At 45.7% G+C, this 13,827-nt stretch carries 11 protein-coding genes; 7 read left to right on the forward strand and 4 right to left on the reverse strand.

All coding sequences use genetic code 11. The annotated features are described in order from the left end of the window. The first annotated feature begins 4 nt into the window (after nt 1–4). Genes M0415_RS21440 through M0415_RS05200 form a run of 4 tightly spaced genes read left to right on the forward strand, consistent with a single transcriptional unit; the run spans nt 5 to nt 5,271 of the window. On the forward strand, nt 5–1,951 hold the full coding sequence (locus M0415_RS21440) for an exopolysaccharide biosynthesis polyprenyl glycosylphosphotransferase (protein ID WP_283771429.1): 1,947 nt from the start codon (nt 5–7) through the stop codon (nt 1,949–1,951). Nucleotides 1,952–1,961: 10 nt separating this feature from the next. Further along, a complete protein-coding gene (locus tag M0415_RS05190; RefSeq protein ID WP_249555214.1) occupies nt 1,962–3,455 on the forward strand; it encodes a sugar phosphate nucleotidyltransferase in 1,494 nt (497 codons plus the stop codon). After that, a complete protein-coding gene (locus M0415_RS05195) occupies nt 3,452–3,880 on the forward strand; it encodes an adenylyltransferase/cytidyltransferase family protein (RefSeq protein ID WP_249555212.1) in 429 nt (142 codons plus the stop codon). Before M0415_RS05190 ends, M0415_RS05195 begins: the two co-directional genes overlap by 4 nt. A gap of 50 nt (nt 3,881–3,930) precedes the next feature. Next, on the forward strand, nt 3,931–5,271 hold the full coding sequence (locus tag M0415_RS05200) for a CDP-glycerol glycerophosphotransferase family protein (RefSeq protein ID WP_249555210.1): 1,341 nt from the start codon (nt 3,931–3,933) through the stop codon (nt 5,269–5,271). Between the two features lie 78 nt (nt 5,272–5,349). Here the strand turns inward: M0415_RS05200 and M0415_RS05205 are convergent, their stop codons facing one another. Further along, nucleotides 5,350–5,784: a hypothetical protein gene (locus M0415_RS05205; RefSeq protein WP_249555203.1), complete on the reverse strand. Its 435-nt coding sequence runs from the start codon at nt 5,782–5,784 to the stop codon at nt 5,350–5,352. 337 nt (nt 5,785–6,121) lie between these two features. Between M0415_RS05205 and eco the strand changes: the two genes are divergently transcribed. Beyond that, nucleotides 6,122–6,673, forward strand: a complete 552-nt coding sequence (gene eco / locus M0415_RS05210; protein WP_249555201.1) for a serine protease inhibitor ecotin — start codon at nt 6,122–6,124, stop codon at nt 6,671–6,673. 83 nt (nt 6,674–6,756) lie between these two features. Here eco and M0415_RS05215 read toward each other — a convergent pair whose 3' ends face one another. From M0415_RS05215 to M0415_RS05225, 3 genes are all read right to left on the reverse strand, one after another. Beyond that, nucleotides 6,757–8,733 carry a RecQ family ATP-dependent DNA helicase gene (locus tag M0415_RS05215; RefSeq protein WP_249555199.1) on the reverse strand — a complete coding sequence of 659 codons (1,977 nt, stop codon included), beginning with the start codon at nt 8,731–8,733 and terminating at the stop codon, nt 6,757–6,759. A gap of 82 nt (nt 8,734–8,815) precedes the next feature. After that, nucleotides 8,816–9,142, reverse strand: a complete 327-nt coding sequence (locus M0415_RS05220; protein WP_249555197.1) for a hypothetical protein — start codon at nt 9,140–9,142, stop codon at nt 8,816–8,818. A gap of 157 nt (nt 9,143–9,299) precedes the next feature. Continuing rightward, a complete protein-coding gene (locus M0415_RS05225; RefSeq protein WP_249555195.1) occupies nt 9,300–9,800 on the reverse strand; it encodes a hypothetical protein in 501 nt (166 codons plus the stop codon). A 628-nt stretch (nt 9,801–10,428) separates the two neighbouring features. Here M0415_RS05225 and M0415_RS05230 point away from each other — a divergent pair. Beyond that, nucleotides 10,429–11,538 carry a tyrosine-type recombinase/integrase gene (locus M0415_RS05230; protein WP_249555193.1) on the forward strand — a complete coding sequence of 370 codons (1,110 nt, stop codon included), beginning with the start codon at nt 10,429–10,431 and terminating at the stop codon, nt 11,536–11,538. A 196-nt stretch (nt 11,539–11,734) separates the two neighbouring features. Next, complete coding sequence (locus M0415_RS05235) at nt 11,735–13,792, forward strand: PhoX family protein (protein ID WP_249555191.1); 2,058 nt, start codon at nt 11,735–11,737, stop codon at nt 13,790–13,792. Nucleotides 13,793–13,827: the final 35 nt, after the last annotated feature.

The following is a 13,827-nucleotide window of genomic DNA, read 5'->3' on the forward strand; positions in this document are numbered from 1 at the left end:
CATGATGAATACTCAGAACTCGACTCAAGTACGCTGGTCTATTCGATTATTCGATAGCGCCATTGCGGCGCTGGCCCTATTGCTCTGCTCACCTTTTATTCTTGTGGTTTACCTTCACCGCAAGTCACTGGGACAAAGTGTATTCGAACGTGTGTATGTGCATGGTGGCCGTAATCAAATTGGCCTGTGGCAATTTGCCTATCAAGGCACAGGATATCGTCTCCCCCAACTGTTTAATTTACTCAAAGGAGATATTGGCCTATTAGGGGTTGAAGCCCAATTTGCCTTCACGCCTTTAGTCGATTTACCTCAAGCTAATCGTATTGCTCGAGTGGGTATATTTTCCATCAGTGCTATGCAGCGCCGGATGGGGATTGAATTTGAGTCCAGCGAGCAAAGCTTAAGCATCGCCTATTCGAGCTTAAGCCGTTACTTTTTCGCGCTGCTAAGCGCCATCTTGAATAGCCTTTTGACCTCTGCTTCACGCTCCCACACTAACCAAGTCACGATTTTTGGCGTGACTATGCGTAACCTCAGCATGACAGGCATGCTCGACATGCTAGTACAACAAGCGCAGCACCCTAAACACCACTTAACCCCATTTGCCTTTGTGAATGCCGACTGTTTAAACAAAGCCTATTGCGATCCCCAGTACCATCAGATTTTGAATCAATGTGAAGCCGTTTTTGCCGATGGCATTGGGGTACGTATGGCTTGCCGTTGGCAGGGAGTGGATCTCAAGGGCAATTTAAATGGCACAGATATGTTGCCACTCTTATGTGAGCGCCTGATTGCAGCCAATCTGTCTCTCTATCTTCTGGGCGGCGCGCCAGAAGTCGCCCACCAAGCCGCCGAACAGCTTCAGTCTCGATTCCCACAATTGAAGATTGCTGGCACCCATCATGGTTATTTCCATGAGGCCGATACCAAGCAAGTGATTAAAAAGATTAATCAATCTGGCGCTGCCGTGCTGTTGGTGGCCATGGGCGCCCCTAAACAAGAGCTATGGTTGAATCAATATCAAGCAAAACTTACTCCTGCGGTCGGTATTGGTGTGGGCGGATTGTTCGACTTTTACTCCAACCGTATTAGCCGCGCGCCACTTTGGTTAAGGCAAATCGGCATGGAGTGGATCTGGCGCTTAATGCAAGAGCCCAAGAGAATGTGGCGCCGCTACATTATTGGTAATCCCCTGTTTTTATATCGGGTATACAAAGAACTGCGTGCTAACGCCAGTCTCAAGGCGACAACCCAAACAGAGGCACAGCCGCAAGCTACGCCCCAGTTTCCTAACTTAAGTGACTCAGGCTCACTTAAACGCTGTAAACGTATCCGCCTGCATCTGCTATTGAACCGCATCGTTAAACGTTGCCTCGATATCTTAGTCGCGGCCATCGCCATGCTGTTGCTATCGCCTCTACTATTGATCGTTGCACTGCTTATTCGGTTGGAATCCCCTGGTGCCGTGCTGTTTTGCCAGCAACGCGTCGGCAAGTGGAATCAACCTTTTACCATGTGGAAATTCCGCTCCATGTATCAAGATGCCGAGGCACGACTGGCCAGCTTACAACAGGAGAACGAAATGCAAGGCGGCGTCCTTTTTAAGATGAAACAGGACCCTAGGATCACCCGTGTCGGTCAATTTATCCGTAAAACCTCCATCGATGAGCTGCCACAGCTATGGAATGTACTCAAGGGCGAGATGTCACTGGTTGGCCCGCGCCCCGCGCTACCAAGAGAAGTCGCGCAATATAGCCCAAGCGATCGCCGCCGCTTAGAAGTTAAACCCGGCATAACCTGCATCTGGCAAGTATCGGGTCGCTCCGACATTCCCTTCGACCGTCAGGTTGAGTTGGATGTGGATTATATCTACCAACAATCCTTAATGGCGGATCTGTACTTGCTTATCAAGACCATACCCGCCGTGATTTTCAGCCGTGGTGCCTACTAAGGGGGTTACTATGCAAGCCATTATTTTCGCCAATCGCCATGGACACGAACTGGCACCGCTGGATAAACAATACTGCCCAGCATTACTCCCCATGGGAAACCGTGCCCTGATTGAATACACCCTAGAAGATGTCGCCAATGCCGGGATTGCTGAGGTAAAACTGATTATCTCAAGCCATGCCAAAGAACTCGAAGCGCATCTTGGCGACGGTAGCCGTTGGGGAGTGAAGATTGATTACTTCCTCAGCAGAGAACAAGAGTCAGTCAACTGCGTGATGTCACGACTAAAACTAGATTTCGAACAAGACTATCTTGTTGTGAGGGGCGATATGCTGCGCTCCCCTTGCATTAAACGCTTTATCGATTACAGCCTCAAGCGCCCTTTACACTTAGTGTTACCCATAATGGCCGACTGCAATCCAGGCATGCTGTTATTGCCCAGCGCCTGTAACCATCTGTACCTCCTCGATTGGCCTTTAGAACGAGATCCAACGGTCACTAATGCCATGATGGAACCACTACCAGGGCAGTGCGCCATGTTGGACTCCTTCGAATCCTATCTTAATGCCAATTTAGCCATAGGCGATGGTGGTTTTACTGGACTCTCTCCTTCTGGTCGCCCCATTCCAAGTGGCCGACATGCAAAGTTTTTTCACCTAGGGGCTAAAGCGCAAACGGGCAAATTAGACCAACATGCAGCCTGGGGCGCGATTGGTGAGCAAACCTGGATAGCCCCCGATGTGGATATGCAAGACCAACTGATAATTGGCGACCAATGTGTTATCGAGAAAAACTGTCGTCTGAGTAACAGCGTGATCCTGACGAACAGCTTTGTCGGTGAAGGACTGAATGTCGATAACTGCATCATCAGTAAAAATCTGCTGATCAATGTCGGATTTAACACCGCCATCGAAGTTGATGACCCAAGGCTTATCGCCTCAACCGAGCAGAATTTACACGCCCATGTACCTTGGTCGAGTAGTCTTATTGCCTTGATATTATTAGGCTTAAGTTTGCCCTTCTGGCCATTACTCTGGCTATGGAGCTTATGCCATTCATCAACTCTAGGCCAGTCTAGACCAGCGCTGAGTATTGTGGATCAGCCGATTAAGCTGTGGCGCGTTAATTTGCCGCCATCAGGCATGGGATTAGCGCTGCTACCACAGCTCTATCAAGTATGTTTGGGGCGATTATTCCTGCTAGGCAGTCAATCCCCTGAGATGCATTCAGCATCCGAGCTTAGCGAAGCTACGCCACTATATGGCGTTTACGGCCCGCTACAACTGCTTGGCGCCGAACTGCCAGAGGAAGAACAAGGGCTGATTGAGCAGGAGTTTCTTAGCAAGCCTAAGGCATCGCAATGCTATCAAGTGATCAAACTGTGCTTTCAATTAGTTTCTAAATCAGTGGCTTCAACACGCTCTGCCATGCCAAAACAGCCCAGCACAAATCAACTTAGTGCAAGCCAGCCAGATATCGCCAATGAATGGGGGAACGGACAATGAAAACCATCATCACTTATGGTACCTACGACTTATTTCACTATGGTCATGTGAGGTTGTTTCAGCGCTTAAAAGCCATGGGCGATAAACTGATCGTCGGCGTCTCGACCGATGAGTTTAATGCGCTCAAGGGCAAAGCGGCCTTTTTCAACTATCAACAGCGCGCCGAAATGGTGGCCGCCTGTAAGTACGTCGATTTAGTGATCCCCGAGACACACTGGCAGCAAAAACCTCAAGATATTGTGGCGTTAGATGTCGACATCTTCGGCATGGGGGATGACTGGCAAGGCAAGTTTGATTACCTCGGCACCCTTTGTCAGGTGATTTACTTAGGCCGCACCGAAGCGATTTCAACCACGGAAATCAAAACCAATCTGGCTATGCCACACACTAAGATGGCGCTAACGATTCCCCAATTGATTAAGTAAGGCCGAGATTGAAGGAAATCATCGAAATCAAAGGGTAAGTGAGGGATATCATGGGCACAAATCTAGCATTAGCCTTACTGAAGAAATGCATTTTCACCCTATCTTGGTTAGTGCCAAGAAACGCTAACAAGGCGGTATTTGGCTGCTACAAGAACCGTTTTGCCGACAATAGCAAATACCTGTTTTTGCATTGGCAGCGGACTCACTTTATGCAAACCATTTGGATCAGTGGCGATAAAACCCTTATCCATACTCTCAGGCAACAAGGTTATACCGTCCATTCACGTTGGAGCCTGCTGGGCATTTACCATGCGCTCACGGCCAAATACTATGTGTACAACAGTTATATTGGTGATATTAATCAGTGGCTTGCAGCGGGTGCGGTTCGCATTAATCTCTGGCATGGCTCGCCACTTAAAAAAATCGAGTTCGATATCACCACAGGTCCGTTAGCCCCCAAGTATCAAACCCGCTCCCTGTGGCATGTTGGACTGCAGTCGCTGCATTACCACCAGGAATATGTCCGTCCGAGTTTGATGCTAAGCCCAAGCCCATTGGTCGGAGAGAGTTTCCAACGCGCCTTTCGGTTAAAAGAGGATTCGCTGCTATCAAGTACTAACCCACGCACCGATTACTATCTGCGTTACCCAGAGCAACGCCAAGCGCTGCCCTTAAAGGATGATTCGACGGCCTATCGCCGAGTCATTCTCTATGCGCCTTCTTGGCGGGATGCTCTATGGCAAAACAGTCAAAAATTAACTCCACATTTAACGAGAGGTAATAACGATTCGCCCTACCAAGCGGCTTTTGACTGGCAAACCTTGTCCCAACATTTAGTCGATACAGATACCTTGTTACTGTTACGCCTACATCCCAATGAACGCCACTATGCAGCGCAGTTTTGTGCCTATCCCAATGTACTTGATATCAGCGATTGGGATGATGTTTACGGGATTTTGCATCGTGTCGACCTGCTGATCACCGATTATTCATCGTTATTTATCGATGTACTACCACTTGAGATCCCTGTCATCTTTTACCGTTTCGACCATGAGCAGTATCTCAATCAGAGCCGCGATTGCTACGATATAGGTCAAGATCCGCTCAGTATTGGCCAGGTCGCCTATCAATTCGATCACTTATTGGCATTGCTGCAGAAGATGAGTCACCTTAACGTCAAACCCCAGCCGTGCGAGGCTTACAAACAATTACAGCGTTTGTATTGGTCGCAGCACGCTACTGGCTTATCAGCGGATCGCTTAGCGACAGATTCAGTGTCTATGGATGAAATGCATGATGACAGTTTTGCACATTTAGAGCGGCACCTGCGCCAAGAGCAAACTCAGTCGTTTAAGTTTACCTTTGGCACTGATATCAAGCCTCGGATATGAAAGCTAGAAATAAAGGTTCTGGTATAAAAGCTCTGATATAAATAAATCCGCCATCGGACCTTGGTTTAAAGCCATTTATTAGAAGGTGTCTTTAAACCAATCCCAGATCCCGAGTGAGGTTTCGGGTAATAAATCGATACCGAGCGCCGATTTAAGCAGATATAACAGCAAGAGGCCGAACAAGGTACACAGCAAGATAAAGGCAAAAAAGAACAGGCTAAACATCACCAAGGAGAAGCGTTTTTCTCGGCGGGTATAAGCGCGTCGGTTTTTACCTAAAAGAAATACATAATAAAAGCGCCATTTAATAAAAGGCAGCGCAAACGTACCTCGGTTATCAATAAAGTGTTTACCCCAAGTTCTATCCCCCAAGGCAACACGTATCCCCATTAATTGTTCTTTTGTATAACTGTCGGCAATGTGTGGCGGTAATTTGGCCAATAACTTGAGAATGGTCGGATCCTGTTTAATCTTATCTAGCGTTTCTTGATCCCATGGCTCAAATTCATTCATGCCCTATTTCAACCCGATATTTATTATTTCTGAACAGATTATAGTCAACAAATTAAGCCATTTAGAGATATTACCATCAATCATTCGGTGGATATTCCCGTGCTATTCAGCTCAGGTTAACCGCGGCGCGGGTATCATAGCGCCAGAAATTCACGCAGAGCTTAAGTTTTAAAAGCGATAATTTTCATGACGTTGTAGGAAAATCCGATCTTTTTTGAAAAAATTTTCAAAAAGATTAACCCTTTTTTGCAGCTACTACGTTTACAAAGATAAGAATACAGCAAATGATGGTACAACCATCTGTGCTATGCCTTATCAACATCACTAGGAGACTATTATGAAATTGACTCACTTATTTAACACTGCGGCACTTCCCCTTGCCTTTGCATTATTGTCTTTTAATGCCGCAGCAGTGAGCCCACCACATCCAACGGGATTAAATGCACCTATGATCAGTGTCGCGAGTTTCAACCATAAAAATTATGCCGAGCAAGAAGCCTCGAAAATGTTTCCGGCACCTGAGGCGGGTATGGTGCAACATATTTTGACCTTACCAAAACTTGAGAATGAAGACGACTACATGGTCGAAATCCAAATTGGCCAGACCCAATTAGTCGACTGTAATAAGCATGGTCTGAACGGCGAGTTAAAAGAACTCTCGGTTAAGGGCTGGGGTTATAACTATTATCAAGTGTCAGAAGTCTCTGAAGGCCCAAGCACTATGATGGCCTGTTTAGATATGGCGAAAAAAGAAGCCTTTGTCCGCATTCCAGGTGAACTTAAAATGCGTTACGACAGCCGTTTGCCTAAGGTATTTTATCTACCGGAAGGCACTGAGCTGCGCTTTAGAACTTGGAAAGTCGATTCTACTTATCACTACGCTAAATAAACACGCATCAATATAAGTTGTTTATTTAATTGTATTACTACGGTTATATAAAGGGCATATCTCACAAGATATGCCCTTTTTTATCAGCAAGCTTCGTCGGCTAACTGCGCTAATTTAGCTTTAATTTCTGCATATCTGAGGTGTTCGCAGCGACCAAAACCCGATAATTTCCGTACTTGTAGGCGAGTAAACAGCGGTAATGTCATGCCAGCCAAAAACCGGCATTCAGTATCTAAGGATAATGAAGCTAGACCTTTCGACTCCGCCATACGCGCCAGTTCATGCAAATCGGCCTTAAGCTGCGCATCATCAGGCCAGTTTGGCATTTCGGAATACGCCAATTTAGCCAATTGTCCACGGCATACACTGCAATGACCACAGGATTGAGGCGCAGCATTATCATCAAAATAGCGGGCCAAATTGTAATTTAAGCAAGTTGTTAGCTCAAAAAATCGCACTAACTGGGCAATACGGGCGACTTCTTTCGCCTCTTTGTCGGTAAAGTATTGATGGAGTTCATCGGCTAAATGCCCCTGTGCTAACATCTCAGTATTCACTTGACAGACATCCGTCACTCGCTTTGCTTCCAATTCGATAAGCTGTTGACTGGCAAGATATTCTAATGCCGCTAATACCCGAGTACGTTCCGCACCTGTGGCTTGGTAGAGCGCAGAAAAATCTAAACTGCCCCATACCCGCTTCATCTGAGTATGGGTAAAAATGTCATTTAAAAATGCCTGACGCTCTGGGGAAAACTGACTCAAGGTCTGCGCTTGTGGCTCAATAAAACGGTAACTGATATCGGCGTAATAAGCATAAAGCGGTTTAATCACGCCCAGCATTTCAAGCTGAACCAGTAAGGTTTTAAGGGGGAGTTGTCTGATATTACTCACATTTGACAGCTGATGAAGTTGCAGCTCCCAACGCCCATTGTGGGTTTCTGCGCGAATGTTATTAATCACGGCTTCAATACTGGCCAGTTCTGGCGTATCGCCGTAGACAAAATTTTCGACCGTGTTTATGCCATCTAAATTGGCCAAGGTCACGCAGTGGGAGAGCTGACCATCCCTTCCTGCACGGCCGATTTCTTGGCAATAATTCTCGATGGATTTAGGTAGGTCGTAGTGGACCACAAAGCGAATATTGCTTTTATCTATTCCCATTCCAAAGGCAATGGTCGCAACCACGATGCGGATCTTACCTTGCATAAAATCTTGCTGAATTTGCTGACGTTTTTCATCTTCAAAGCCCGCATGATAGGCACTCGCATCAAACCCCGTTTGGCAAAGTTTCGCCGCAACATCCTCCGCTGTATGCTGTAAAGTCACATACACAATCCCCGTGCCAGTAAAGTGATTAAGCTGCTGTTGCAGTGCCGTCAGTTTGTGTTGGCTTGCCACAGGCAAGACGGTCAAGTCGAGGTTTGAACGATAAAAGCCTGTTTGAACAATGTGTTGTGGCTTGATATCGAAGCGCGCCGCCATATCCAGTTTCACTTTACGTGTCGCTGTGGCCGTGAGTAACAGCACCAATGGAATCGCTAATTCGCGGCGATAATCGGGAAGCTTTAAATAGTCGGGGCGAAAATTATGTCCCCATTCCGAGATACAGTGTGCTTCGTCGACAACCAGCATAGAGATAGGAATGGATTGAATAAATTGCCTAAAGCGCTCATTTTTAAAACGTTCAACCGACACCATCAGGAGTTTTAACTCGCCAGAGCGAGCATCACGCATCACCTGTTGGGTTAATTCAGGTGTTAAGGTCGAGTCGATACTTGCCGCTTTAATGCCCTTCTCATGCAGAAAACTCAGTTGATCTTTGATCAATGCCAGTAAAGGTGACACCACTAAGGTTAAATGGGGAAGTTGCAGCGCGGTAAATTGGTAACAGAGTGATTTTCCTGAGCCGGTGGGAAAAATAGCAAGGCTCGAATGGCCCGACAACAGTTGCGAGACAACCTCCTGCTGCCCTTGCCTAAATCCATCAAAACCAAACTGTTGCTGTAATAATGACGCATAATCCGCTGCATTAGCTGACGGCGTTATTGAATAAGACATAAACAAATCCTTATGCCACCACAAGGGTGGAAGCGACTACGCAAACAGATGAATGTGTGAGTGAATGCGAGTAAGCGTGTCGCTATGATTTTCTGGCTAAATATAAATTGATAAAGGCGGTGAGTTTGTCGTTGAAGGCTTCTTCAAAGGCATCAACATCTTGACCTAAGGTATTGAAATACTGTGTTACTTGCGCGCGAGACAGGCTCTTATTGGCGACACTGTATTCCATTTCTGGAAGCGTTTTATCGTACCTAGGCACAAGCGTCCAAGTCACCACATCGGCGGCAAAGTGCTTCATCACTTGCTGCGCTAAGGCACAAAAAGCTTCAATATGCTCACGCCCATCTGGCCCCAAACACCCGGGTTCGACGCGGCAAAGGACGGCAACCTTTCTATGCTGTGACATGCTGTTTCCCTGTATAAAACGCATCAAAAATAGATAGTTACATAAGAGATGGCAAAAGCGAATAAGTCATTTTAGCGCTTAATCTCCCTCTCTTTGAGTGTATGTGACACACGTAAGAAATCACGTACGCTAAGGCTAAAAATCATATATTGATATTTTAAGCCTCGCTATCGTCATCAGTCATGGCAGTGACGGCTGCGGCATGTTCCGATAATAACGTATCAAGCGCTTGATCAAAACTGTCCAAACGTTCGAGTTCCATATAACGCTTCAAACGCAAAATAATATCTTTGCTGACTTCGATATGGGATTTTTTCTGGCGTTTCTTAATTTGTGAAAGTTCTTTTCGCACCATGCGCCAACCCAAATCACTGAAATATTGATTCAGCATTCGATTTACGAATTGCAGTTGCTGATCAACGGGCTGATTTTTTTTGCGCAGTTGAACCAGCAAATTTAAATTCGCAATTAATTCGGTATAACTAGATTGGGATTGATTTAACTGAAACCACTCTGCCCGCTCAGTGACACTCTCGGGATGAATCATGCGATAAATTAACGGCAAGGCAAACACTAATTCAGTTTTATCTAACAGTAATAATTTTCGGCCCGCTGTAGGCGCGGTGTGATGATATTCCCATAGCGTGTTTGTCGTCATTGGTATGGTTTTATACTTACTAATAATTGTTTTTGAATAGACTTATGATACCGACAAACAGCATAGATTAAAAGAATGGTTACACCATTTTATAAGTTCATTTTTACCGCACAAGGTTAAACGTCCCACTCCAGAAACACACGAGCTTGAGCACAAACTTATCTTGTCTACTAATCCACTGTTTTGGCGTGGCTAAATCGACATCAGTTTGACATCACTAAACCATAAGATAAATTTTGGCTGCTAGTTTTTAACCACATAAAATGGTTAAACCATCTTTTAAAAATAAAGCTACTCACCTACAGAGTTAAGCGACTAGCTAAATAAATGCAGATTATTTTCTCGCCACATTTAACTTAGATTATTGAAGTTGACTAAATAACAAACAACTAAACTAACCTCCTCTTTATCTCTTATTAATGTGTTATTCGAACGCATCTTATACTTCGAGTTAGTTTTGTGCCCGCCTTCCCAACAGTTCCAAGTTAAATAATGCTGACTTTTCAATCGATACGTTTAATTAAAATACAAATAACACCTCTACCAGTGATAATGACGATTATCACTGGTAGATAAAGGTTGGTTTTACGTATAATTGCGCCAGTTTTATCGGCTGCAAAATAATCCCATGTCTAAATCGATTATCCATTATTCCACAGGTGGAAGTGCTCCTAGCCGCTCCTCTGGCATAACATCGAATATCACACCAAGCGATAGGCAAATGGATCCGCCATTTTTTGAGGAAAGCTCACTGCCCCAATCGGTTCACAGTGATTTTTTTAATGCGGCCGCCGAAACTGAATACGAAATCTCCAGCAATACCCGTCGGGTTTATCGGACCAGCTTTGGCCTATTTGAGCAATATTGCGCGACGCATCAGCTACAGCCGTTACCCGCCGATCCGCGCAGTATTATTTCTTTTATCGGTCATCAAAAAGAATTGCTCCAAGCAAGCAGTGGGACTCAGCTATCAAAGCAAACCTTAACGACTCGGCTAGCCGCGATCCGTTACTATCATATTCAAGCAGGATTGCCATCCCCCACTGAACATCCGCTAGTGATCCGTGTGATGCGTGGTCTTAGTCGTAATCACCATAGACAAGTTCAAGATTATGATCAGCAACCAATCATGTACGATGAGGTCGAGCTACTGATCCAAGCGATAGAGCAACAACCCCATCCACTGCTACGCTTGAGGGATAAAGCCATCATTCAACTCGGACTACAGGGCGGATTTCGCCGCTCTGAATTGGCCAACTTAAAAGTACAATATTTAAGTTTTATGCGGGATAAATTAAAAGTACGACTGCCTTTTTCTAAAAGCAATCAACAGGGATTAAGGGAATGGAAGAATTTACCCGACTCGGAACCCTTTGCAGCCTATAATGCCATCAAGGACTGGTTACATGAAAGTAAAATTACCGAAGGTCATTTATTCCGCTCAATTTCCCGAGATGGAAAAACCTTAAGACCTTATCAAGTCAGTGATAAGGTCACATCTAAATCATCACTCGTACGAAATAGTGGATTCTTAAATGGTGATGATATTTATCGGATCATTAAGCAGTATTGTTTAAAGGCGGGATTACCGGCGCAATATTATGGCGCCCACAGTTTGCGCAGCGGATGTGTAACACAACTACATGAAAATAATAAAGATACCTTGTATATCATGGCAAGAACAGGACATACGGATCCTCGTTCATTACGCCATTACCTCAAACCTAAAGAAGATTAACCGCAGCATTAGTACTTAATTAATAACACTGTTTTAATATTTATGTTAAGAATAATTTTATTTTTAAGCTATTTTTAATAAATAAGAAAAATTATTATATTGCAGTATTACTGTCATATAAACTCAGCTTTAGTGTCATATTGCTACTTTAGGCTTAGCTTCGAAATTTAATTCTTCGAACTAGCTGGAGTGAAATATGAGCAAGGCCACCTTTGACCCGACACTTTATAATAAAAGTAATAACGAACCTTTTAACCAAGTGTTGGATAAACATTTATCCCGCCGTAATTTTGTGAAAAGCGGATTAGGCCTAGGTGCGATGACCGCCTTTGCAGGCATGGGATTAGTCGGTTGTGGTTCGGACAATTCCCCTGCCCCAACACCTATCGATCCCGTACCGCCATTACCACCGACTCAAAGTAGCGCAAAGTTAAACTTCACATCAGTCGCCGGCGCCCGCCTGGATGCGGTTGTGGTACCCGAAGGTTACAGCGCGCAAGTACTTGCCCCTTGGGGAACACCATTAAATGCCAAGGCCGCACCTTGGAAAGCCGATGGCAGCAATACCGCCGATGACCAAGCAAACTCTGTCGGTATGCACCATGATGGCATGCATTTCTTCCCATTAAATGATGCAGGCGATGACGGTTTACTCTGTATCAACCATGAATATATCGATGAGATAGCCCTGCATCCTAATGGTCCAACCGTGGATGAAACCACTGGATTACGTACCATCATCGATGAAATCCGTAAGGAAATTAATGCTCACGGTGTGTCGGTGGTAAGAATTAAACTCGTCAATAATCAATGGGAAGTTGTTTACAACGACAGCCATAACCGCCGCTTTACCGGCGCAACTGTGATGGATATCGCTGGGCCTCTCGCCTATTCGCCACTACTCGAAACCCGTTATTCGCCCGATGGCAGTCAGACTCGTGGCACCTTAAATAACTGTGGTAATGGTTACACGCCTTGGGGCACCTATTTGACCTGCGAAGAAAACTGGCCGGGTTACTTTGCCAACCGCGGCACTTTAGCCGCCGATCAAGCCCGTATCGGGATCAGCAAAAGCAGCACCCGCTATGGCTGGGATGACTTAGCGGGTCACGCCGAGGAGCGTCTCGATGAGTTCGCGCGTTTTGATGTCACGCCAAAGGGCAATAGTGCACAAGATGATTACCGCAACGAGGCTAATGGCCACGGCTATATCGTTGAAATTGACCCCTATAATCCAAGCTCACGCGCCATCAAACGGACTGCCCTTGGCCGCTTCCGCCACGAGGGTTGTACCTTCGGAAAATTAGCCGAAGGTAAACCTGTGGTGTTCTACTCTGGCCACGATTCTCAATTCGAATACTTATATAAATTTGTGTCGAATGCGGTGTGGGATCCACAGGATGCCAACAGCTCAAATCGCCTGCAAATGGGTGATAAGTATATGAATGAAGGGACATTATATGCCGCCAAGTTTAATGAAAATGGCGCTGGTGTATGGTTGCCTTTGACCTTAGACAGCCAAACGACTGACGGTAAAACCTTAGGTGATAGCTTTGCCAGTCTGGCCGAGATTATCTTAAATACTGCAGGTGCGGCGGATTTAGTCGGCGCAACGCCTATGGACCGCCCCGAGTGGTGTGCGGTTGACCCCTTCACAGGTTCAGCCTATTTAACCCTGACCAACAACTCTAAGCGTACCGAGGCAAACCCAGCAAACCCCAGGCTTAAAAACTCCTTTGGACATATTATTCGTTGGGATGAAGGTGATAAAGACACTGAATTCACATGGGATATTTTTGTCTTTGGCTCACCGAGTGATGGCAATGCCGAGACCAACCTGTCGGGCTTAACCGATCTTAACCAATTTGCTAGCCCTGATGGATTGGCCTTCGACGCCCGCGGTATTTTATGGGTGCAAACCGATAATGGTGCCAAAGAAGTCGCCGAAGAAACTAACGATCAAATGCTGGCGATTGTGCCATCAACCTTAGTGGACAGCGCAAACAAGCAAGCCAGTGTCACGGCCGAAAACCAAGTGGAATTGAAGCGTTTCTTTGTCGGGCCAAACGATTGTGAAGTCACAGGCTTTGCTATCAGCCCCGATTACACTTCGGTTTTTGCCAACATCCAGCATCCGGGTAACTGGCCCTATTCGAATAATGCGGCCGAAATAACGCCTGCTGGTACAGTACTGCGACCACGTGCGGCAACGGTAGTGATCCGTAAACTCGATGGTAAAGAAGTGGCGGTCTAATCACTCACCCTACCGAAACCTGATAAAAATCCCCG

It is taken from the genome of Shewanella sp. 10B (assembly GCF_023475885.1).
In the GTDB taxonomy this organism is placed as follows: domain Bacteria; phylum Pseudomonadota; class Gammaproteobacteria; order Enterobacterales; family Shewanellaceae; genus Shewanella; species Shewanella mangrovisoli.